This is a genomic window from Intestinimonas sp., from assembly GCF_026169115.1.
Classification (GTDB): Bacteria; Bacillota; Clostridia; order Oscillospirales; family Oscillospiraceae; genus Intestinimonas.
On the sequence record NZ_JAPFEA010000023.1, the window covers coordinates 1 to 22,782 of the forward strand.

Sequence of the window (22,782 nt, forward strand, 5' to 3'; positions counted from 1 at the left end):
GACGGTGTATATCTCTGGTAAGGACCAGGATGTCATTACGGTCGAGTTTGATAACGCCCCGGATGGCAACCTGCTTATCAAGAAGGTCTGCTCCGTCAACCCCAGCGTAACCCTGAAGGGCGCTGAGTTCAAAGTGACGTACGCCGACGGCACCCTCATCGGGGAGAGCAACGGTATCTTCACCACGGACGCCAATGGTGAAATCCTCATCAACCACCTGGAGCCCGGCAAGAGCGTGGTCGTCACCGAGACGAAGGCTCCCGCAGGCTTCATCATCGACACCCAGCCCCAGACCATCGTCATCCAGGCTGGCAAAACGGTCGCCCTGACCTTTGCCAACCAGCCCAAGGGCGAGCTCATCATCGAGAAGCGCGACAGCGTGACGGGTGAGACCCTCCCCGGCGCTCAGTTCCGCCTGACCACAGCCGCTGGCTGCGAGGTGGGCCTGGACGGCGTTATCGGCGACAGCACGTTGACGCAGAACGGTATCTTTACCACTGACGCCAACGGCCAAATCCACATCACCAACCTGCAGCCCGGGGCCTATGTCATCACGGAAATCAAGGCCCCCGACGGGTACGTCATCGACAGCCCCATGACCAACGTGGTCATCGGGACCAACGGCGATACCCAGACCGTCATCATCGAGGATACCCCCAAGGGTGCCCTCATCATCGAGAAGCGCGACAGCGTGACCCATGAGCCTCTGGCGGACGCGACCTTCCGGGTCACGACCTCCGCCGGGACCGTCGTGGACAACGCGGGCGGGGCGGTGAGCTCCAACGGGCTCTACACCACCAACGCCAGCGGCCAAATCGTCATCACAGACCTGCAGCCGGACACCTACATCGTCACTGAGGTGGAGGCACCTGAGGGCTACCAGATGGACGCCCCCTCCCAGACGGTGAAGATGAACAGCGGCGACACGCAGACCCTGACGTTCTACGATACCCCCAAGGGGACCCTGGTCATCGAGAAGCGCGACAGCATCACCCGCAACCCCCTGCAGGGCGCTATCTTCGAGGTCACGACCTCTGACGGCGCGGCTGTGGTGGGCTCCAACGATTCCATCAGCAGCAATGGCCGCTACACCACCGACGCCGAGGGCCAAATCGTCATCACCGGCCTGAAAGAGGACACCTACATCGTCACTGAGATTCAGGCTCCTCTGGGCTATGAGATGGACGCCCCCTCCCAGACGGTGAAGCTGCTCAACGGCGACACCCAGACCCTGACCTTCTACGATACCCCCAAGGGCACCATCGTCATCGAGAAGCGTGATTCCGTGACGAAGGAACCCCTCCAGGGCGCTGTCTTCGAGGTCACGGACTCCAGCGGTTCCGCCGTCATCAGCGACAACGGCACCATCAGCTCCAACGGCAAGTATGAGACGGACTCCAACGGCCAAATCGTCATCAGCGGCCTGGACGCCGACACCTACGTGGTGACGGAAATCAAGGCTCCCGCTGGCTATGAGATGGACGCTCCCTCTCAGACCGTGCGCCTGACCATGGGCGATACCCAGACCCTGACCTTCTATGACACCCCGCAGAACACTCTGAACATCGTCAAGAAGGACAGCGCCACGGGCAAGAACCTGGCCGGTGCCACCTTCTACATCACCAACTCCTACGGTGAGGTGGCCGACACCGCCAGCGGCCTGGTGGGTTCCAACGGCTACTACACCACCGACGAGACCGGCATGATTACCCTGACCGGCCTGGAGACCGGCACCTATGTGGTCCGGGAGACCAAGGCCCCCGATGGGTACATCCTGGACGAGGCCCCTCAGACCATCGCCGTGGACGGCGGCGGCACCTACACCCTCACCTTCTACAATGACCCCGAGGGCTCCCTCATCATTGAGAAGCGTGACAAGCTCACCAACGAGCCCCTCTACGGCGCGACCTTCCGGGTCACGACCTCCGACGGCTCCTTCGTGGCCCAGGGCGGCGGCACCACCAGCTCCAACGGCCTCTACACCACTGACCGGAACGGTCAAATCGTCATCTACGGCCTCCAGCCCGGCACCTACGTCGTGACCGAGGAGACCGCTCCTGACGGATACCTCCTGGATGCTCCTTCCCAGACGGTGGAAGTGACGGCCAACGACACTCAGACCCTCACCTTCTATGACACCCCCATCGGCGGCCTCATCATCACCAAGATTGACGAGAACACCGGCGAGCGTCTGGAGGGCGCGCAGTTCGAGATTCGCAAGATGAACGGCGAAATCGTCGGCACCTACTACACCGACCGCAACGGCAACATCCAGCTCACCGAGCTGGACAGCGGCTGGTACGAGGTCGTCGAGCTCAAGGCCCCCAAGGGCTATCTGCTCGACTCCACGCCCCAGCAGGTCGAGGTGAAGGACGGCGAGACCACCACCCTGGAGCTGACCAACACGGCCTCCGGCTCCATGCTCATCCACAAAATCGACTCTGTGACCAAGGAGGGCATCCAGGGCGTCAAGTTCATGGTCTATGACTCCAGCATGACACCCATCGGCGAGTTCGAGTCCGACGACCAGGGCTACGTCCACCTGAACAAGACCCTGGAAGACGGCAAGTACTATGTCCGGGAAATCGTGGCCGCTGACGGCTACATCCTCGACAACGAGGTCAAGTCCTTCTGGGTCCAGTCCGGCGACACTGCCATGATTGAGTGGGAGAATACCGCCGAGTACGCCCAGATTCAGGTCATCAAGACCTCCGCCGACTACAACTCCACCAACGGCCTGCCCGCTGGCACACCTCTGGCCGGTGCCGTGTTCACCATCTACGACAAGCGCAACAACGTGGTGGACACCATCCAGACCAACGCCAGCGGCATCGCCTCCTCCAAGCTGCTGCCCCTGGGCATCTACACCGTGAAGGAGACGACAGCGCCCACCAACTACGGCCTGAACCCCAACACCTTCACCGCAGACCTTGAGTTCGCGGGCCAGGTGGTCCAGATTCAGGTCTCCGACCCCAGCATCTCCACCGGAGTGACTATCAAGAAGACCGGCTACCAGCAGGTCATGAACAACAGCCTCATCCGGTACACCGTCAGCGGTGTGGCCAACACCTCCAGCGTCAGCCTCAACAGCTTCTACTGGAGGGACACCATCCCGACGGACGCCATGCGCCTGACCCGGCTGGTGACGGGCACTTACAGCGCCACTCAGAACTACAAAGTGACCTACACCACCAACCTGAACAGCAACTGGCAGACCGCTTATGACAACCTGTCCACGGCCCAGAACTACACGTTGGACATGAGCGCCTCGGCCCTTGGCCTGGCCTCCAACGAGTACGTCACCTCGTTCATGCTGGTATTCGGCATCGTGCCCTCTGGCTTCCACCAGTTGACCGACGCCACCGTTGACGGCACGACTCTGTACGCGCTCACCAACGGCTACCAGTTCACCAACAAGGCGGATGTGGGCGGCCTGTACGGCCAGTACTGGCAGCAGTCCATCGCTCGGTGGACCACTTCCGTGTACTCCAACTACAAGCCCTACACCCCGACCCTGCCCCGGACTGGTTATTAAGTCCTAAGCATCACAGCGCCCCCGCCTGATTCCCAGGCGGGGGCGCTTCCTATTCCTTGCCCGTAATTTGACCAATAAAATGTAAAATGGTACAATATTATCACATTGAGGAAGTATCGCATTTCACCGTATGACGATATTTGAGGGGTTGGAGAGAGACTTGCCGCAGAACGGCTATGGACTCATCCGCCCTTTTTTCTTTAATGTCCTTCCACGCCTACATCACGAAGTAAATTTTAATTATTAAACAGCGTGGATTGTAGTGTCCTGCGGGGCACAGAAAGGAGATTATCATGGCCGACTCTTTCAGCAATCGTATTTGCATCTCGCGTACCAATAAGGACCAGAATGGGAACCTGCACCTGCACGGAACCTTCTGCGGCAGCCTGTCGTTCCCCCGGGAAGGCGATGAGAAGCCTTTCTCTTTGGTGGAGAGAAAAACCCGCAATGATAAGACCTACAAGCAGGTCAAGTGTACGCTGGTCATCGTCCCGGATAACCGGAAGTCGGAAAAGGGATACCCGACCAGCGGCATCTATCTGGACGGCAATTATCTGACTTTCCAGGAAGTCCTGAACAACGTCGGAGCTGAGCTGTTCAACGGCAAGCTCTATGCGACAGTCTACATGGACCGGAACACCATGGGGCTGTATCAGCTCATGGCCGACCCCAACCTGTCCTACAAGGACAATATCATGGTGGCCGGAGAGCTTTCCTTCTTCAAAGGCAGCAACGACGGCAAGGTCCGTGCCGCAATCGGGAATGTGTCCCTCTTTGCCCGTGACCACATCTTTGACGATAAGGTCGACAAGGCGAACGCCAACTGCCAGTTGAGCGACAAGACCGGCGGCAACGGCGGTGGCAGCGCACCGGCCAGTCAGAACAGTGCGGGCGGTTCCGCTCCTGCGTATCCCAGTTCCAATAGCGCTGGGTTCGTCGAGATTGATGACGATGACGGGGAGCTTCCGTTCTAAGACACTTGAAAAATGCGGGCACACTTGTGTGCCCGCATTTTTTATTGCAGCACTTAAGTGCTAAAGAGCTGAGATGCCGAAGACAGTATCACCAAATAATTGCGCAATTCACTTTAAAATGGTAGAATATTTTATATTCATAAAGGAGGGCCTGCCGATGAAACCACAGACCTGTATGTTGATATCCGGCATCGTAAACATCATTCATGCCCTGCTCTTTCTCCTCTCCATCCTTGCACTGCTCGGCATTGGAAGCCTGGGGCTGATTGCCTCCGTGGACGGTATCCATGGTCTTGTTGGGCTTACAATGCTCGTTGTCGCTGTCCCTTTATTGCTCGGGCTGGCAGTCACGGTTGCGGCCATCGTGCTGGCATTTAAGAGCAGGGGAGAGGGGCGGCAGAATCTCATGGTCGCCTGCACTATCTGCTCTGCTGTTGGCATCTTCCTCGGCAACTGGCTGATTGGGCTGGTGGCGACCGGCTTTGCTGGTGTCGGCGTGTATCTGGCCATGCGAGGCCCCAAAAATTACAGCAGCGGGCCAATTTGACAGGCCAGAAACCGCATGGTAAGATACTTCTATCAGATAAGGAAGTATCCCAAACATACTCAACATTTTTCTAAAGATTCAAGACAGCGTATCTCATTTATGAGGATGCGCTGTCTTTTTATATATACACAAACTATATCAAAAAGGAGAATGATTTTATGCTTTTCGACACGAAAATCGAGCACCGTACCGAACCAAAGCGGCCGATTCCTGAAATGTGGAAGGAATATGTTGACCTGTTGGTAGGAACGAAACGAGTTGGAGTAAAACGGCTCCTCGGCTGGCTTCAGTCCGATATGGGAAATGGCACACTGAATTTTCTCGAAGCACCAGCATCGACACGGTTTCATGGCAGCTACGCCGGTGGATTGCTGGAGCATTCCCTCAATGTATACAAAAGGCTGTACGCTCTTCTGGCGTTTGAACTCCATAACGAGCCTGATGAAGTCAAAAAGAGTCCTGCGGCGGAATCCATGGTGGATTCTATTACCGTTGTGGCTCTGTTACATGACCTCTGTAAGGTCGGCTTCTACAAAGAGGATTGGAGCAATAAGAAAATTTACTCCGAGAATGGCTCCAAGCAGGACAAAGGAGGTCGCTTTGACTGGGTAGAGGTACACCAGTATCGCGTTCTTGATACCCATAAGTTTGGCCACGGCGCAGCGTCTATAGAGATTGCGGAGCGGTTTATGGGTATCAATGGTCTAACAGAAGAAGAAAAATATGCTATCCGCTATCATATGGGTGACTTCGCCAATGAGCGTGAGACAGGAGATGTCTATAATCGCTATCCGTTGGCCACTTTGCTGCACATGGCAGACATCGCCGCAACCTACCTCGATGAACGTGAGTGTGATGATTCTGGCGACCTCTTCTGGGCAAACCTTAACGCATTTGCCCGCCCAGTCAAAAAGGAGCCTGCAGACAATAACGGACAGGGAGGGAACGGCGATGGACAAGCCACTGAATCCACCTAATATCGACTTGACGGAGGCAGAGCGCCGTTTTGGCTTTGTGAACGCAAAGTCCAAAACCTATATCCTTCTGGAACTGCCATCTCCACTTTCCGGCATTTACATTGCCAAGGCGATGGAGGCAGACAGTACTTCCAATAGCAACCCAGCCACGGTCTATCTAGTCTGGGACAACATGGATGATTTCGATTCCGGTAAGGAGCCATCGCAAATTCTGACCAAAATTCACTGACTCAAATGGTCGCCCTTAATCGGGCGGCCATTTTCTTTTCCATGAGGACTCAGTGTAAAATTGGCAAATTTTTCAGGTTTGACTTCAATATCATGATGTGGTATAATATATTCAACTCAGATAGGTTCGTCTGAGTGAACTAATCTCCTTTAGTTACATAGGGTATGTCGGTGCCCTATCGTAACGCAATTTGTTGTATATGATGCCATTGAGCACTTGAATTTGGGCTGCTTTGGGGAAGGGTGCGGCAGCTCATTCAAATCTCGGCAGAAGCTGGGTGAATCAGCTCCTCCGGCCGCAGCAGGCAGAAGGGTTCACGGGTTTAAATCCCGTTGTCGGGACCACAGGAGGTTTACTCCACCTCCTGAACGTTTGTGTATATAGGGAAGCGGGGCAGTTCGTATGGACTGCTCCGTTTCCTTTTATTTACTCAATATTATTGACTATTTTATTGTTATATGGTATAATATTTTCTGTAAAGCAGAGCGCTTATCCCATACAAAACGCTCTTTGCAGTGTGCTCATTTATTGACTAATATAATGATTTATGGTATAATATTGTTTGAAGTTATATGACTTCATCTGTCATTTAACGGTAGTCTGCTAAAGAAGGAGAGTGATAGGAATGGCGTATAGCCAGGAGGCAACAGACCTTGACGAATTCATTTTCGGCACTGACTGTACCACAGTTGAAAGTTCCAGATAACCGGCCGTGCATAAGGGCATATACGAAGAGGTGGCCGAGTGGACGAAGGCGGCGGTCCTGAAAACCGCTGGGTGTAAAAAGCCCCGTGGGTTCGAACCCCACTCTCTTCGCCAGAGCAGGCGGACGATACCCCCTGCTTCCCGTATCTTCCACCTTTCGGAAGCGCGGGCTTCATCCAGCCCTTTGCATACAGCCAGCCCACAATCCGGGCCTGGGCTAACCACTGGGCTTTTCAAAAATAAAGATACATGCGGCTAAGTGTCTTTTGCCACGAGGCGATAGCGGCAGGCAGTTCCTGTGCGGCGAAGCATCTTGGGTGTTCTGCGGGGAGTAGTGGCCATATCAATCCGCTGAGGCCGTTTTTATACAACGAGTTGAAAAACAGCGAAAGGAAGTGTATGTGCTTTGGAGAAAATCACCCGTACTGTGACGGCGACAACCGTCCAGTATGCAGAGGCCATTGTAGAGAATGGAATCCCAACCTTCCGTCCCTGCGGGGATGAGGTAATTCCCGGCGAGATTACGGACCAGGTGAATGCCCTCCAGTATCTCAGGAAGAAGTATGGCGTCGACCGCTCTTTCGTTGTTACCGGCATGACGACCGATACAAAGAAGTATGTAATGGACCTCGCCACCTTCATTGCCACCGCAACGCCCATTGCGGTCGTTGCGAAGCAGGACGTGCCGACGGACGGCGAAGCGGATACGGACTCCGCTGATGGAACGGGCGAAAATGATAAAGCGGTCAATGCGAACGCTGATGCGGTCAACCCGGTTGTGCCTGTTGCCCCCGTCATCAACGCACCCACAAGCAATCCTCTGCCAGGCAGTCAGGCCGGAACGTATCCGGGCAGTCCTGTGACACCTCCAGCAGGAACTGCCCCGTTTGGTGCTCCTCCCACGGTGGAGACCCCCAATCAGGCACCTATTAACGGGACCTACCCTGGTTTCTCGGCTCCGCAGTGAGCTCTTATCCGCTGGGTGGACACCCACCCGGCGGACATACGCTGGTGTAGCTCAGCAGGCAGAGCGACGCACTCGTAATGCGTAGGTCGACGGTTCAAATCCGTCCTCCAGCTCCAAAAATTGAATTAACCACGGAGGACACAGCATGGAGGAACTGAACCTTCAGGTGAAAACTCTGCACACCTATCCATTGCCAACGGCACAGTATGTGGCTCGTACGATTCTGAAATGGGCCTGGATAGTGGTATGTGTACTTCTCTTTTTCAGTAGTGTCCTACTGGGTGGAGAGGACATTTTCGACGGATGGCTCCGGTTCATTCTGGCCCCCAGCATTGTTGTGCTATTCATCCTCTTCAAAACTAGACCGGCAAGAGAATGGGTCGATACACCAGTCTGCTTCCGCCTTTACCCGGACGAATTTGAGTATGTCTACCAGAAGATGCCAATTTTCCACGCAAGCGGGGCCATGTCATTCGTTGAGAAGACCTACCGGATGAAGTACAGAGCCCTGACAGAAGTTGTTTGGGGCCAAAGGCCAGTTCTCGATAGCGTTGATTTCTACGGGAAAATGGATGTGTTGTCCATCCGGTATCAGGGTGACGAGAAAGCGACATCCCCCCACGTTTCCAAGAAAAACGTAGACGGCGTTTTCCGGCTCTATATGACCGCAGAACAGTCTGCAGAGTATCTGCCTTTGATTTGTGAAAAACTCCACTGGTCCATGGATAGAGTCACATGCCACGGCACCAGGGCCATGGAAGGCCAAAGCACTAAGTAACGAGGAGATTTTGACATGGATACGATTTGGACCGACAGGAAACGGCACTTTGGACTACCCATCAGTTTCACAAAGTACAGCCTGAGCGAAGACCGCCTTTTCCGAGAGACGGGACTCTTGAATCTTAATGAGGAGGAAGTCCTGCTGTATCGGGTCCGGGATGTATCCTTGTCACGTTCTCTGTGGCAGCGCATCTTCGGTGTGGGGACGATAACTGTCCATTCATCCGATAAGACCTCTCCGACCCTGGAAGTCATCAATGTGAAGGACTCCAAGTCTGTAAAGGAACTCATCTTCACAAATGTTGAAAAAGCAAAGGAAGAACGCCGCATGAGAGCGACAGAACTTCTGGATGATGGCGCGGAGGACAGCGATTTTGAAGTGGAGTGATGGCAGGTATGGACACGCTGCAATTTCCCATTGTGCCCCTCGATTTTGACGAGGTGGCGCAGATACTTGATAACATTGTAGATAATGATTTTCCTGAGGAGATGTATCGCGGCCTGACTGGTGGCATCTACTTAGTGCCGGAAGAGAAGCACAATGCCCGGATTCCTTCAAATCGCTACTATGTTCTCGGAGAGTATCGGCGCAACCGTATCATGGGAAACTGCATCTTCGTCTACTACGGTTCCTTTCGGAAATTATACCCGAGGGCTTCCAGGGAACAGGCGATTACTATTTTGCATGGGACCGTTGGCCACGAGCTGCGGCATCACATGGAAGGCCGGGCAGGGGAGAGGGGGCTGGAAATCGAAGATGAGATTTTTGTCCAGCGAGCGCTTCGGCGCTTAGGTGTCCGCCCCGGATGGAGGTAAATCAGATGAGCGTGAAAAAGCGTAAAAAGGACAGCCAGATAGTGGCCAGCAAGGGCACGGGAAAGGCTCAGGCACTCTCTGCCGGTATCGCCCGAATGCAAAAGGCTGGATATAAGTTTGTAGTCATCGACAGTAAGGAATTTGAGAGAGAGGTCAAATCTCTGCTGGTATAGCTCAGTTGGCAGAGCACGTGATTTGTAATCTCGGGGTCGTGGGTTCGAGTCCCTCTACCAGCTCCATGGCACATATTTTGTGCCTGTATTCCATTCTCCCATTTCCTCTTCTCTATTCTCTTATGCCATTCGCACCAAGCGTAATCATCACGGCCGCCATGGGGCAGGGTGCAGCGGCCATTTCATATTGGGGTGTCGCCAAGTGGTAAGGCAAGGGACTTTGACTCCCTCATTCGCTGGTTCGAGTCCAGCCATCCCAGCCATCTCCTATTAGGAGGAAATTGCATATGCAGGCAGAGGTCATCCAAACAGATGTGGGATTGTCCCCGCAGTACGAAATACGGCGTAATAGCATCCTAATTGGTCACGCAGAGATTTCCCATCTGGTTCCAAGTATGTCTCCCTGCAATTTGGAACTGCTTGACCAACACCTGTCCCTGATGTCCGACTTGTCGTATCAGAGCCAACAGGCTGAATCTGGCTTTTTGAGCCGCCTCCTGCGGCTTGGAGCGCCTATGGAACAATCCTATAAGGTCACGAGAAACACACGCTCCATTGGACGTATCTACCCCTTCAAAGAGCAGTACAGACCGGGCAAAAGGGTTACATGCCGCGCAATCGAACTGAATTGCCTGCACTACACCGTTTACCACGTTGGCCATGGTAAGGATGGGACGAACTATCCTATCTATGAGGGAGAACACCAGATTGCTCTGGTGAAAAAGCCTACCACGGTGCGCAATGGGTATGACACCTATGGCATCGTGGCTCTGGATGATGACTCTCTTCTCCTCGCTGTGCTTTTCGCTCTGTATGAGGATATCCGCGAGCACACCTACAACAATCTCCACGCAGGTCCGGCAGTGCGAGTTACTGCCTCATCAACGACCAATCCATATCTTCTGAAAAGAGATGACCCTGATTTTGAGGCAAGAGCAACCTAAAGCGTCCCGGTAGTTCAATGGCAGAACATCCACGTTGGAGTATGCTGGTTTAAATCCAGTCTGGGGCACGCACGCTGTCTGCGGGCAGTCTGTTGCATAATGACGGGTTGACCGTGAGCCCGCCCCGGTTTCGGGGACCTCGCTAAACATCGCGGTCTGGACGAATAAAGTAGGGACGGGCCTACCTCATCCTTGGGGTGGTTAAAGATGGCCCGGGGCGCAGCAGGTGGGGCTGTTCCAAACACACATGCCTCTGTAAGCTCAGTGGCAGAGCTTTCAGCATATGAAGGACGCCGGTTCGAATCCGGCCAGGGGTGTATCCGTTTTTTCACTCTAATATGAAGTCGACCGTGAGCTTCCCCCACAGGCCGTTCTGCGGGGACTCCTTACATCCATCGCGGTCTGGACGAACAAAGTAGGGACGGGTCTACCTCATCTATGGGGTGGTTAAAGATGGCCCGATGCCCGGCAGGTGGGGCCGGGAGACACGCCAAGATGGTGGAATGGCAGACACGGCAGGCTCAAACCCTGCTGTCGGTAACGGCATGAGGGTTCGAGTCCCTCTCTTGGCACCACACGCCGGAGTGGCGTAATTGGCAGACGCCCGGGACTTAAAATCCCGTGGGAACACTCCCGTTCCGGTTCGAACCCGGTCTCCGGCACCATTTCTTCTCATATATCGCGGGGTAGAGCAGTTGGCAGCTCGCAAGTCTCATACGCTTGAGGCCGGTGGTTCGAGTCCACCCCCCGCACCCAGTGCCGGATTTATCCCGGCTGATGTGGGCGTGGCAGATTCCCCACAAAGAATGACAACGCTCGCTGAAAACTACCGTACCCGATGCGTCGGGGCCAGTATGACCGGAAGATACCCGGGGCTATATCTTTGCGGAGGATAGTTGCTGGTAGGCGTGACAATCTAAGCGGGAATTGCGACACCGTAAACAGCAGGGAGGGAGACGTATCGCTACTCTATACCTGATGGTCGGCATCCCGGGGGCAGGGAAAACCACTTGGGCCAAAGAGCACCCTCAGTATGTATATGTGGGCTCCGACGAGATTCGGAAAGAGCTTTTTGGCAAAGAACTGACCGTGCGTGGATACCGGAAAGTCCATCGTTTGATGATGCAGCGAGCAATCTCCCACCTCGAATCTGGACATGATGTTGTAATGGATTCAGCCCATGTCAGCATCCGCGCTCGGAAGAAAGTCCTGAAAGGACTCCCACCCGGCATTGATGTGGTCGCGGTACATATCGACACGGCTGTTCCGCAGGCCCTCAAGAACAACCGTATGCGGGACCGGCATGTACCGCGTATTGGCATCATGTTTCTCGGCAAAAAGTTAGAAGTGCCGTCGGAGGGAGAGGGTTTTGCGAAGGTCCTGCACATAACAAAAGACTTCACTTGACTATTTAAAACGCAGAAGTGGTGGAATTGGTAGACACGCCAGCTTGAGGGGCTAGTGGCCCATGCGGCTCGTACGGGTTCGACTCCCGTTTTCTGCACCAGATATGGGCCTTTAGCTCAGTTGGTTAGAGCAGGAGGCTCATAACCGTCCGGTCCTGGGTTCGAACCCCCGAAGGCCCACCAGAAAATTCGAGGAGGTCATGTTGTGCTCAAGAAAATCCTGTGCATATCCGCCGCCGCGCTTGCGCTGGCTGTTTCTTTGACGGCCTGCAGCACGTATTTAGAGAAGTCCGGTACATACGATGTTGAGACCGGCGACCGCGTGAAAATCACGGTCGATGCCAAAGCGGGCTATGACATCACGCTGGAGGCTCCGTTCGTCATCTCTAAGGATGACGAGACGATTCTGAATGGCACGTTCCTGTACAGCGAATATCTGGAAGAGTACAAGAGCGCCTATGAGGCCGAACCCACCGCATCCCTGGTAGATGAAGGGGAGAAGGATGGGAACAAGTACTTCTGCTACGCAGTCGGTGATGAGTACGATTACTTCGTGAAAGTAGGCGACTCCAATACCGCAGTCATCCTGGCTTCAACCGCAAGCGAGGAGAAAGCAAGCGCGGCGTTCAACTCCACCGTTATCTCACTGGAAGAGTAACCATTTGGGGGAAGGCCATCATCATGTATGCCGGTCTCCCCGCATATGTCCCTGTAGTTTGATTGGCAGAACTGTTTGCCAAAGTGCAGCAATGCCGACAGACAGATGCCGGTTCGAATCCGGCCTGGGACTTGCGCGTTCCATCGTATTAGATGTACGCATTAGCTATGGGTTGGCTGTGAGCCCCCCCCTGCGCGCAGGAATGCCGCAGGGACTCCGATAACCATATCGCAGCCTGGACGAACAAAGTAGGGACGGGCCTACCTCCCCCTGTGAGGTGGCAAAAGATGGCCCGAGTCACGGTAGGTGGGACCGTGTGTATATCGCGGAGTAGAGCAGTGGTAGCTCGCCTGGTTCATACCCAGGAGGCCGCCGGTTCGAGTCCGGCCTCCGCAACCAGCCCCTTTTGGGGCATTCTCTCCCCCTCATTATATGGCGGCCTGGTCTTTGCACCTGCTTTCAACCTCCCCACCAGGCCGCCGCTCCTTGGGGACATAGCTCAGTTGGCAGAGCGATGGCTTTGCAAGCCATAGGCCGTGGGTTCGAGCCCCACTGTCTCCACCATGGCACCAAAGGTGCCGCAATTCCGAGCTGACTGGGAGTTTGCTTCACCTAAGCGGAGCCTCTCGCCTCTGACCTCCGTTGCTGCACTCTTCGGACAATGGGGCCTATGGTAAACCGCCCATGGCACTGGCAGATGACCGGCACGGTTTGGAAGCATCCTTGCGCGGGTCTCTCCCCGCGCCGCAGCCTGATGACTGCACATAAGTCGGGCGAAATCAAAGGAGCCGCCGTGGGTGTCGGCAAGTACGAAATTGGCATCTACAGCGTATTCCGTGTGGCGGAATCAGACGCAGCCAAACTGACCGGGGTGCAACGGAAGGGGCGGTGTCAGTGAAAAACTGGCGTGGGTGGTATGAGCAAGTTCGATGAGCTTGTCCCATTGCGACGTCAGTCGCATTGCTCAAAATCTACTCCACGGAATTGCTGTCACTAGGAGGCCATCCGATTTGCCGGGTGGCCTCCTTTTCAAAAATTGCGTAATATATTGTTATATGGTATAATATATCAAGAGGTGATACCTGTGATTGACCTGCTCAAAAAGGTAACGGAAAACCAGCGTTTCCGCATTATCGCCTACCTAGCCGGGGGCGCAATCGCGGTAATTCTACTCTGCTTTCTCATCATTTCTATCATAAACGGTGGGGAAAAGATTACTGACGATATTGTAGTGACTGCCTACTCTGAGGATGATGTTCAAAATGCGGAAGAGTCTGGTGTTTTCTGCAAATCCATTCTCTCTACCAAAATTGACTCCGATGTCACAGGCGGGAAAACAGTCGTGATGACCTCATCCAGGGAGTATGAGGATTACCTTGACAGATACGATGATATTTCAGTCGTAGAGCCAGAGCAAGTCCCCATCGTGGAAGACTGGTTTTCCGCTGGGTACTACGCAATCGTCGTATCCACCGACCAGTACGAGTTGCCGGTCAATTTGACCGCTTTAGCGAAATATGTTGATGCTGACGGAAATGTGAAAATCCTGGTCGGCCCGTCGGACATCAACCCTGAATTCGTTTATAGCCAAGACCTTGATTCCTGTAAGCAGGCATCCGTGGTCATCTTCCTTGACCAGGAGCTTATCACGGACGCTCCAAGTATCACAATCATGTTTATGCAATAAGCCACATTGACGAGGGAGGGGATTCTTGTGGCAAGAGGCGAGTGTATCTTAGAGCCTGGCCCGAATAGCTGGCTGAACCTGTCTGCCAGTCTTCTGTCCAAGGAAGGAAAGGCTATTGTAACATCAGACCCGGACATACAGCGAGGCACCGTTGAAGCGCTGCAGGCTCTTGAGCCGACCAATATGGACGAATACCCGTTTTACTTTTCGGATGACGAAAAAGAGAGCGATATTGGGATGGCTACCCTGTCCATGTGTATCCGGGAAAATCCCTATGCAACCATGGCGGAACTCGTGGCCAGGTATTCTGATGCCAGAAACGTGCCATATGCGCATGTGGCCACAGTACTGAATGAAATCCGGCGGAGCACCGGATTTACCATGTACCTCCGCAACAGGGGAGACAATACATTCCAGGCAGTTCAGTGGACCCCGGCAAAGGTCCCAGCAAATATGACACTGCTCCCTCCGCCTAAGCGCCGGGCATGAGATAGGGGGGAGCACCATGAAAATACCGCTTGCTCTGCTAAAGGGCGCAATACTTGGCTTGGTTTTGATTGGGGCCGTGTATTTTCTTCGAGAATGCTATGAGCCTATTTCTGATACCTTGACCCATATTCCAGATATCATATTTAGAGGGTATCACCCGGAAACTCTGGATGACGATTTCTCTATACTTTTTTGTGGTTGGATTATCACTGAGAGTGTACTTATGTGTATGCTCCCAAAATGTAACGAAGAAGAGTAAAAGTTCTTAGAGGGGCTATTTCCATGAAATATGAAGTTCCAATTTGGGAAAAGGCCAATCTTACACTGGAAGAGGCGGCCGCTTATTTTGGTATAGGAATCAATAAGATAAGACAGCTCACAAATGAAAAAAACTGCCCGTTTGTACTGTGGTGCGGCAGCAAAAGACTCATCAAGCGAAAGGCTATGGAGGATTATCTTTCAAAAGAATATTCCATATAGCTGGTGCTTCGCCATGGGCAAACGCTGGACAAAGAGAACATCTCGGGGTATAATTCACCTGAGCGTGTTCTCTTTGCTGTTATTATGAGGGGGTTAAAATCTTTGGCAGTGGAGAGACGAAAAGATAGTAAGAACAGGGTTTTAAAGGAGGGCGAATACCAAAGGGCAAACGGAACGTTTGAGTATAAATGGCGAGACCGGCGGGGGAATAGGCATTCTGTATATGCCAAAACCCTGCAAGAGTTGCGTGAAAAAGAGGTTGATGTATTAAGAGATGTTCTTGACGGAATCCGACCGGAAAACTGCAAGTTGACCATCAATGACCTATATGAAAACTGGGTAAGGCTAAAACGTGGACTTAAGGACAATACATTCCAGAACTATCAATATATGTATCGCCAATACGTCCAACCAGATTTCGGTCGTTCAAAAATTGTTGAGCTAAAGCGAAGCGACATACGTGCATTTTATAATCACTTGAAAGATGAGTGCCATCTAAAGACATCAACAGTGGATTGTGTTCATACTGTAATGCACCAAGTCCTTGAGCTAGGAGTTGAGGATGGGTATATACGGTATAACCCTGCTGATAATGCTTTAAAGGAGTTGAAAAGGGCACATGCTAATGACACAGTTAAACGAAAGGCACTGACACTGGAAGAACAGGAAATTTTTGAAAATTTTCTTAGGCAACCAGGGGAATTTAACAAGTGGTATCCTATCTTTACCGTGATGCTATGGACCGGAATGCGCGTAGGGGAAGTCACTGGCCTTCGATGGTGTGACATCGACCTTGAAAAAGAAAAGATTGACATTAACCACACTCTCGTATATTATGACAAGGGCCAAAATAAGGGGCTAAGTTTCGCTGTCAACACACCAAAAACCAAGAGCGGTAGGCGTGTCATAGATATGCTTCCACAGGTTAAAGAGGCGTTCCTACAGGAAAAAAGAAATCAAGAGGAATTTGGAATCAAGTGTACAGTCACGATAGATGGGTACACTGACTTCATTTTCATAAACCGCTACGGCGGCACACAGCACCAGGGAACCCTCAATAAAGCCTTGCGACGTATCATCCGAGATTGCAACTACGCACTCATGGATGCGAACAGTGGGGACAGTGATAATCTTGTGCTGTTGCCTAAATTTAGCAATCACTCATTGCGGCACACCTTCACAACTCGCATGTGTGAAGCCGGAGTGAAAGTTAAAGCCATGCAGGATATTCTGGGTCACGCTGATTCAAGGACCACAATGGACATCTACGCGGAAGCAACACCAGACCTGAAACGGGAGGAAATGAACCGATTAGGTGCGTACTTCTCAAAGGGTAGCGGCCAGACGTAACTTACGACCAACTTACGACAGGCTTACGACTAAATATGTTGAGTTATGTAGAGTACCAAAAACAGACGGGCGTGATTGGAGTTGAGGAATAATGGCTGTGAAGGGATACGTAGAGTTATGCCAAATTGCGCTTTTATTCCCCACCATGAAGCCCCTGGACTAAAGCCCCGGCACATCGATCAGACCTGAGATGGTCCGATCGCCAGCGGAGCCGTGCAAACGGGAGACGGACACAGGCGAGCCTGTCACGGAGAACGTGGCGGGCTCGCCTTTTTCGGCGGCGGGGCCGGGGAACAGGCCCGTTGACTTGCAACTCTTGACCACGTGTGCTATACTTGCTTTCACGTTGAACGCCCCTCCGCGCTGCGAAAGCGCCCTCTGTGTATCAATAAGGAGGCATCCTACCGTGCTGTTTTATCCCGTTCAGGCGCTGCGCAGGCGTTTGAGCAGTATGCGAAACCTGAACCCGGCCCGAATTGTGGTAGTCTCCTTCGGTATCATCATTCTGGTGGGGACCCTGCTGTTGATGCTGCCGATTTCCAGCCGGGACGGGCAGTCCACCGATCTCGTCACCTGCCTCTTTACGGCCACCTCGGCCTCCTGTGTCACCGGTTTGATCCTGGTGGACACCTGGGCCCATTGGACGCTGTTCGGACAGTTTGTGATCCTGGTCATGATCCAGCTGGGCGGATTGGGCTTCATGACGGTCATCACCACCATATCCCTCGCCCTCCACCGGCGGATCGGACTCTCGGAGCGGCTCATCATGGTCTCCACCCTGAACCTCAATGATATGGACGGCGTGGTCCGGGTGGTGCGACATGCGCTGCTGGGGACCCTCCTCGTCGAGGGGACGGGCGCGGTGGTCCTGAGCCTGTGCTTTTTCCCGGAGTTCGGACTGGCCGGGGGGCTGTGGCGGGGCATCTTCCACGCCGTCTCCGCGTTTTGCAACGCCGGCTTTGATCTGCTGGGCAGCCGGGGGGAGTTCACCAGTCTCATCTCCTACAACGGCAACCCGGTGGTCCTCCTCACCATCCTGTGCCTCATCGTCATCGGCGGCCTGGGCTTTTTCGTCTGGGAGGACCTGCTCCGCCATTGGCGGGAGCCCAAGCGGCTGTCCTTTTACAGCAAGCTGGTCCTTGTGATGACAGGGGCCCTCATCCTGGGGGGCGCGGTCTTCTTTCTCGGGGTGGAGTGGGACAACCCCGCCACCCTGGGGAGCATGCCCTGGTGGAAAAAGCTCCTCAACGCCCTCTTTCAGTCGGTGACCCTCCGCACCGCCGGCTTTGACTCCATCGGACAGGGCGGGCTCCGGGACAGCTCCCTGGCCATGGCCTGCATCCTGATGCTCATCGGCGGCTCCAGCGGCTCCACCGCCGGCGGCTTGAAGACCAGCACGGTGGGCGTCCTGCTGCTCACCATGCGGGCGGGACTGGCCGGACGGGAGGAGGTCACCATCCGCAAACGGACCATCTCCCAGCGCAGGGTCATGACCGCGCTGACCCTGACCATCATCGTGGCCGTTTTGTTCCTGGGCGTCGCCATGACGGTCTCTCTGGCCGACGAGGTCCCCTTCCTCGCGGCGGCCTTTGAAGCGGCCTCCGCTCTGGCCACCGTGGGCGTCACCGTGGGCATCACCCCCGGCCTGAGCCTTTTCAGCCACATGATACTCATCGTCGTCATGTTCCTGGGCCGGGTGGGGATCATGTCCTTCTCGGTGGCCTTCCTGGCCAGACGCAAAAATGCGGCCAAGATCCGCTATCCCATGGCAGATATTATGATCGGGTGAGCGGTGTACCGCCCGGACCGAAAAAGGAGCTGTGAACTATGAGGACATATGTCGTGATCGGCCTGGGCCGGTTCGGGACCGCCGTGGCCACCGAGCTGTGCCGTCTGGGCCATGAGGTCCTGGCCATCGACGACTCAGAGGACCGGGTCCAGAACATCTCCAGCCAGGTGACCCACGCCGTGGCCGGGGACGCCCGGGACCCCGCCGTGCTCCGGGCCCTGGGGGTGCGCAATTACAACTGTGCCATTGTGGCGGTGGCCGACGATGTGGGCAACAGCGCCCTCATCACCATGAATTTGAAGGAGCTGGGGGTGCGGCAGGTCATCGCCAAGGCCCAGAGCCATGTCCATCAGAAGGTACTCCAGAAGATCGGCGCCGATAAGGTGGTCTTCCCAGAGCATGAGATGGGAATGAAGCTGGCCCAGAACCTGTCCAGCTCCAACATCCTTAATTTTATTGAGCTCTCCGACGACTTCGGCATCGTGGAGCTGGCCGTCCCCCGGTCCTGGGTGGGGCAGTCCCTCCGCACCCTGGACGTGCGGGCCAAATACCGGGTGAACATCATCGCCATTCGGCGGGACGGGGACGAGCATGACCTGGAGGTGGCGCCCGGCGCCGACTACGTCCTCTCTGCCAGAGACGTGGTGGTCACCCTGGGCAGAAACGAGTATATTGACCGGCTCCACGACCTGTAAGCGTGGGAGAGAGGAGGCAGACCGTTGGAAGAGATCACCAGCCGTGCAAACCCATTGGTGGGGCAGATCCGGAAGCTGAACGGGGCCCGGTCTGCCCGCCGGGACCAGGGGCTCTTTGTCTGTGACGGGCCCAAGCTGCTGGCGGAGGCCGTCCGGGCCGGTGCGGAGCTCACTGCCGTGCTGGAGGACGGCAGCCGTCCCTGCCCGGCGCCCGAGGGCATCCGGCGGGTCCGGGTGCCGGGAGACCTCTTAAAAAGCATCTCCACCACCGAGACCCCACAGGGGGTCCTTTTCCTGTGCCGTCAGCCCGACCTGACCCTGCCGGAGACCCTGCCCGGCAGCCGGTATCTGGTCCTGGACGGGGTCCAGGACCCGGGAAACGTGGGCACCATCTGGCGGACCGCCGACGCCTTCGGCGCCGATGGTCTCATCCTGCTGCCCGGCTGTGCCGACCCCTTTTCCCCCAAGACTGTGCGGGCCACCATGGGGGCCTGCTTCCGGCTGCCGGTGTGGGAGACCGACCTGGAAGGGCTGCTCTGCGCCCTGGACCGGACCGGTCTGTCCCTTTACGCCACCGCCCTCCGGGCGGACACCGACGATGTGCGCCGGGCAGAGCTGGGGCACTGCGCTGTGGTCATTGGCAGTGAGGGGCGAGGGGTCTCCCAGGCGGTGCTGGACCGGTGTGCCGGCACGCTGAAAATCCCCATGCGGCAGCGGTGCGAGTCCCTCAACGCGGCGGTGGCCGCCGCAGTGGTGCTGTGGGAGATGGCCAGACCGCTGCTGTAAGAGAATCCGAAGGTCAGAGAGGAGGGGGCGCGCGATGGCGGCGCTGAAATACTGGCTGTGGCTCTCCACCCGAAAGGGCGTGCGGCCGGAGCAGACCGGACGGCTGCTGGAGCACTTCGGCACGCCGGAACGGGCCTACTATGCCGACCCGGAGGAATACGACCTGGTGGAGGGCCTCACCCCCGCCGCACGGAACGCCCTGCGGGACAAGTCCCTGGAGCGGGCGGACGCCATTCTGGGCGAGTGTGACCGCCTCGGGGTGCGCATCCTCACCTTTGGAGACGCCGATTATCCAGACCGACTCAAAAACATTTATGACCCGCCCGCCGTCCTCTATGTGAAGGGGCGTCTCCCCGCCTTTGATGAGGAGATCGCCGTGGCGGTGGTGGGCAGCCGGAAGCCCTCGGCCTATGGCCGGTGGATGGCCGGCAAGCTGGGCATGGAGCTGGCGGCCCACGGCGCGCTGGTGGTCTCGGGCATCGCCCAGGGGCTGGACAGCGAGGCGCTGAAGGGGGCGCTCCGGGCTGGCGGCGCCGTGGTGTCGGTGCTGGGCTGCGGGGTGGACGTCCACTACCCCAGAGAGAACCGCTGGCTCTATGAGGATGTGGCTGCCCACGGGGCCCTCATCAGCGAGTACCCGCCGGGGACGGAGCCGGAGGGCTGGTTCTTTCCCGTCCGCAACCGCATCATCAGCGGCCTGAGCCTGGGCGTGGTGGCGGTGGAGTGCGGCCTTCGGAGCGGCACCATGTCCACCGTGAAGCAGGCCCTGGACCAGGACCGGGACATCTTCGCCGTGCCCGGGCCGGTGACCTCCCTCCTCAGCGAGGGGCCCCACCGCCTGATCCAGCAGGGGGCCAAGCTGGTCACCGGCGGGGCGGACATTCTGCGGGAGTATGCCGATCTCTACCCCGGACGGCTCCGCATCCCCGACCAGCCCCTGACCCAGGAACCGCCGCCCCCGGCGGAGGAAGGGGCCCCGGAGGACGCTGCCGCGCCGGAAGAAAGGGAGCCTGCCGACGAAAAGGGCGTTGACAAGGGGGCGCAGCAGGCATATATTGACAGAAGCGGTCTGACCGACGATCAGATCGATCTCCTCCTGGCCCTGGCGGGCGGGAGACACACCGCAGATGAGCTGGTAGATCTGACCCAGATCCCAGCCCGGCGGGTCCTCTCCGCCCTGACCATGCTCCAGCTCCTGGGCCATGTGAGAGAGCATCCGGGCCGGCGCTTTGAGGCCGCCGTCCGGCTGCGGACAGGGGAAGAGTCGTAACGCGCGGCTGTACGCGCACAAAGGATAGAAACTCCACTGGAGGTATACTGTGGCAAAAACGAATTTAGTGATCGTAGAGTCGCCCGCCAAGGCCAAGACCATCGGCAAGTACCTGGGGCCGGGCTATGAGGTCAAGGCATCCATGGGCCATGTCCGGGACCTGCCCAAGAGCAAGCTGGGGGTGGACGTGGAGCACGGCTTTGAGCCGGACTACCAGCCCATCAAGGGGAAGGAAGAGGTCATCTCCGACCTGAAGAAGGCGGCCAAGGGGAGCGAGAAGGTCTTCCTGGCCACCGACCCGGACCGGGAGGGGGAGGCCATCTCCTGGCACCTGAAAGAGCTTTTGAGCATCCCCGACGACAAGACCTACCGGGTGACCTTCAACGAGATCACCAAGAAGGTGGTCAGCGAGTCCATCGCCGCCCCCCGGGCCATTGACCGGGACCTGGTGGACGCCCAGCAGGCCAGGCGTATCCTGGACCGCATCGTGGGCTATGAGCTCTCGCCCCTTCTTTGGAAGAAGATCCGCCGGGGCCTGTCTGCGGGCCGGGTGCAGTCAGTGGCCACCCGCCTGGTGTGCGAGCGGGAGGAGGAGATCCGGGCCTTCCAGCCCCAGGAGTACTGGTCCCTGGACGTGGACCTCTCCCGCATCGCCCCCAACCAGGGGGCCTTTACCGCCGCCTTCCACGGGCGGGAGAAGAAGCAGGAGCTCCACAGCGAGGCGGAGGTCCAGGCCGTGGTGGATGCTGTCAAGGAGGCTCCCTTTGCGGTGTCCAACGTCAAGCGGCAGGACAAGACCCGCTCTCCCGCGCCCCCCTTCATCACCTCCACCCTCCAGCAGGAGGCCAGCCGGAAGCTGAACATGACCCCCCGCCGGACCATGGCGGTGGCCCAGCAGCTCTATGAGGGCGTGGACATCCAGGGTGAGGGGACCGTGGGCCTCATCACCTATATGCGTACCGACTCCCTGCGCCTTTCCGAGGAGGCCCTGGCGGCGGCCAAGGAGATGATCGTCAGCCGGTACGGAAAGGCTTACTACCCGGAAAAGACCCGGCATTTCAAGGCCAAATCCGGCGCTCAGGACGCCCACGAGGCCATTCGCCCCTCTGATGTGCGGCTGACCCCGGAGGACATCAAAAAGGACCTGACCAGCGAGCAGTACCGCCTTTACAAGCTGATCTGGAGCCGGTTCCTGGCTTGCCAGATGGCCAACGCCGTCTATGACAGCGTCTCCATCGAGGTGGAGTCGGCGGGCTACCGCTTCCGGGCCAACCACTCCTCCCTCAAATTCTCCGGCTTCACCGCCGTCTATGTGGAGGGGAAGGACGAGGAGGATGAGGTGAAGCAGTCCCCTCTGCCCGACCTGAAGGAGGGAGAGGAGCTGAAGCTCACCGGAACCAAACCGGAGCAGCACTTCACCCAGCCCCCCAGCCGGTACAGCGAAGCCACCCTCATCAAGGCCCTGGAGGAGAAGGGCATTGGCCGCCCCTCCACCTACGCCCCCACCATCTCCACCATCCTGGAC

At 56.3% G+C, this 22,782-nt stretch carries 22 protein-coding genes and 14 tRNA genes; all 36 read left to right on the forward strand.

Annotation, left to right across the window (positions count from 1 at the left end):
- On the forward strand, positions 1–3,535 hold a 3,535-nt coding region (locus Q0Y09_RS02020; protein WP_297716880.1), incomplete at its 5' end, for a SpaA isopeptide-forming pilin-related protein.
- 293 nt (positions 3,536–3,828) lie between these two features.
- Positions 3,829–4,509 (forward strand): hypothetical protein, encoded by a 681-nt coding sequence (locus tag Q0Y09_RS02025; protein WP_297716882.1) that lies wholly within the window; start codon positions 3,829–3,831, stop codon positions 4,507–4,509.
- A 157-nt stretch (positions 4,510–4,666) separates the two neighbouring features.
- Entirely contained in the window at positions 4,667–5,056 is a 390-nt protein-coding gene (locus Q0Y09_RS02030; protein ID WP_297716884.1) for a hypothetical protein, read from the forward strand.
- Positions 5,057–5,214: 158 nt separating this feature from the next.
- Positions 5,215–6,033, forward strand: coding sequence for a hypothetical protein (locus Q0Y09_RS02035; protein ID WP_297716886.1), 819 nt, complete (start codon positions 5,215–5,217; stop codon positions 6,031–6,033).
- Positions 6,008–6,262 carry a hypothetical protein gene (locus tag Q0Y09_RS02040; protein WP_297716889.1) on the forward strand — a complete coding sequence of 85 codons (255 nt, stop codon included), beginning with the start codon at positions 6,008–6,010 and terminating at the stop codon, positions 6,260–6,262. The genes Q0Y09_RS02035 and Q0Y09_RS02040 overlap by 26 nt, the downstream gene beginning before the upstream one ends.
- A 730-nt stretch (positions 6,263–6,992) precedes the next feature.
- Positions 6,993–7,081, forward strand: a tRNA-Ser gene (locus tag Q0Y09_RS02045).
- A 292-nt stretch (positions 7,082–7,373) separates the two neighbouring features.
- On the forward strand, positions 7,374–7,934 hold the full coding sequence (locus Q0Y09_RS02050; RefSeq protein ID WP_297716891.1) for a hypothetical protein: 561 nt from the start codon (positions 7,374–7,376) through the stop codon (positions 7,932–7,934).
- 40 nt (positions 7,935–7,974) lie between these two features.
- Positions 7,975–8,050: transfer RNA gene (locus Q0Y09_RS02055), tRNA-Thr, on the forward strand.
- A gap of 29 nt (positions 8,051–8,079) precedes the next feature.
- Positions 8,080–8,712 (forward strand): hypothetical protein, encoded by a 633-nt coding sequence (locus Q0Y09_RS02060; RefSeq protein WP_297716893.1) that lies wholly within the window; start codon positions 8,080–8,082, stop codon positions 8,710–8,712.
- Positions 8,713–8,727: 15 nt separating this feature from the next.
- Positions 8,728–9,102 (forward strand): PH domain-containing protein, encoded by a 375-nt coding sequence (locus Q0Y09_RS02065; RefSeq protein ID WP_297716895.1) that lies wholly within the window; start codon positions 8,728–8,730, stop codon positions 9,100–9,102.
- 8 nt (positions 9,103–9,110) lie between these two features.
- On the forward strand, positions 9,111–9,530 hold the full coding sequence (locus Q0Y09_RS02070; protein ID WP_297716898.1) for a hypothetical protein: 420 nt from the start codon (positions 9,111–9,113) through the stop codon (positions 9,528–9,530).
- Positions 9,531–9,535: 5 nt separating this feature from the next.
- Positions 9,536–9,703 carry a hypothetical protein gene (locus tag Q0Y09_RS02075; protein WP_297716900.1) on the forward strand — a complete coding sequence of 56 codons (168 nt, stop codon included), beginning with the start codon at positions 9,536–9,538 and terminating at the stop codon, positions 9,701–9,703.
- Positions 9,694–9,769, forward strand: a tRNA-Thr gene (locus Q0Y09_RS02080). Before Q0Y09_RS02075 ends, Q0Y09_RS02080 begins: the two co-directional genes overlap by 10 nt.
- A 122-nt stretch (positions 9,770–9,891) precedes the next feature.
- A tRNA-Gln gene (locus tag Q0Y09_RS02085) sits at positions 9,892–9,966 on the forward strand.
- A 24-nt stretch (positions 9,967–9,990) separates the two neighbouring features.
- Positions 9,991–10,647, forward strand: coding sequence for a hypothetical protein (locus Q0Y09_RS02090; RefSeq protein WP_297716902.1), 657 nt, complete (start codon positions 9,991–9,993; stop codon positions 10,645–10,647).
- 3 nt (positions 10,648–10,650) lie between these two features.
- Positions 10,651–10,715: transfer RNA gene (locus Q0Y09_RS02095), tRNA-OTHER, on the forward strand.
- 181 nt (positions 10,716–10,896) lie between these two features.
- A tRNA-Met gene (locus tag Q0Y09_RS02100) sits at positions 10,897–10,964 on the forward strand.
- 172 nt (positions 10,965–11,136) lie between these two features.
- A tRNA-Leu gene (locus tag Q0Y09_RS02105) sits at positions 11,137–11,222 on the forward strand.
- A 3-nt stretch (positions 11,223–11,225) separates the two neighbouring features.
- A tRNA-Leu gene (locus Q0Y09_RS02110) sits at positions 11,226–11,312 on the forward strand.
- A gap of 15 nt (positions 11,313–11,327) precedes the next feature.
- Positions 11,328–11,403 (forward strand) — tRNA-Met (locus Q0Y09_RS02115).
- 222 nt (positions 11,404–11,625) lie between these two features.
- Entirely contained in the window at positions 11,626–12,054 is a 429-nt protein-coding gene (locus Q0Y09_RS02120; protein ID WP_297716904.1) for an AAA family ATPase, read from the forward strand.
- Positions 12,055–12,065: 11 nt separating this feature from the next.
- A tRNA-Leu gene (locus tag Q0Y09_RS02125) sits at positions 12,066–12,154 on the forward strand.
- A 5-nt stretch (positions 12,155–12,159) separates the two neighbouring features.
- Positions 12,160–12,236: transfer RNA gene (locus tag Q0Y09_RS02130), tRNA-Ile, on the forward strand.
- A gap of 22 nt (positions 12,237–12,258) precedes the next feature.
- Positions 12,259–12,711, forward strand: a complete 453-nt coding sequence (locus Q0Y09_RS02135; protein ID WP_297716906.1) for a hypothetical protein — start codon at positions 12,259–12,261, stop codon at positions 12,709–12,711.
- A 47-nt stretch (positions 12,712–12,758) separates the two neighbouring features.
- A tRNA-OTHER gene (locus Q0Y09_RS02140) sits at positions 12,759–12,843 on the forward strand.
- 192 nt (positions 12,844–13,035) lie between these two features.
- Positions 13,036–13,110: transfer RNA gene (locus tag Q0Y09_RS02145), tRNA-Met, on the forward strand.
- An 89-nt stretch (positions 13,111–13,199) separates the two neighbouring features.
- Positions 13,200–13,275 (forward strand) — tRNA-Ala (locus Q0Y09_RS02150).
- Positions 13,276–13,795: 520 nt separating this feature from the next.
- A complete protein-coding gene (locus Q0Y09_RS02155) occupies positions 13,796–14,398 on the forward strand; it encodes a hypothetical protein (protein ID WP_297716908.1) in 603 nt (200 codons plus the stop codon).
- Positions 14,399–14,425: 27 nt separating this feature from the next.
- A complete protein-coding gene (locus Q0Y09_RS02160; protein ID WP_297716910.1) occupies positions 14,426–14,887 on the forward strand; it encodes a hypothetical protein in 462 nt (153 codons plus the stop codon).
- Positions 14,888–15,169: 282 nt separating this feature from the next.
- Positions 15,170–15,367 (forward strand): excisionase, encoded by a 198-nt coding sequence (locus tag Q0Y09_RS02165; RefSeq protein ID WP_297716912.1) that lies wholly within the window; start codon positions 15,170–15,172, stop codon positions 15,365–15,367.
- Positions 15,368–15,469: 102 nt separating this feature from the next.
- Positions 15,470–16,717 carry a tyrosine-type recombinase/integrase gene (locus Q0Y09_RS02170; RefSeq protein WP_297716914.1) on the forward strand — a complete coding sequence of 416 codons (1,248 nt, stop codon included), beginning with the start codon at positions 15,470–15,472 and terminating at the stop codon, positions 16,715–16,717.
- Between the two features lie 406 nt (positions 16,718–17,123).
- Positions 17,124–18,506, forward strand: coding sequence for a TrkH family potassium uptake protein (locus Q0Y09_RS02175; RefSeq protein WP_297716916.1), 1,383 nt, complete (start codon positions 17,124–17,126; stop codon positions 18,504–18,506).
- Between the two features lie 38 nt (positions 18,507–18,544).
- Positions 18,545–19,201, forward strand: a complete 657-nt coding sequence (locus Q0Y09_RS02180) for a TrkA family potassium uptake protein (RefSeq protein ID WP_297716918.1) — start codon at positions 18,545–18,547, stop codon at positions 19,199–19,201.
- Positions 19,202–19,225: 24 nt separating this feature from the next.
- A complete protein-coding gene (locus tag Q0Y09_RS02185; RefSeq protein ID WP_297716920.1) occupies positions 19,226–19,987 on the forward strand; it encodes an RNA methyltransferase in 762 nt (253 codons plus the stop codon).
- Between the two features lie 34 nt (positions 19,988–20,021).
- On the forward strand, positions 20,022–21,257 hold the full coding sequence (dprA, locus tag Q0Y09_RS02190) for a DNA-processing protein DprA (protein ID WP_297716921.1): 1,236 nt from the start codon (positions 20,022–20,024) through the stop codon (positions 21,255–21,257).
- 49 nt (positions 21,258–21,306) lie between these two features.
- Positions 21,307–22,782: type I DNA topoisomerase (gene topA / locus Q0Y09_RS02195; protein WP_297716923.1), on the forward strand; the 1,476-nt coding region annotated here is incomplete at its 3' end.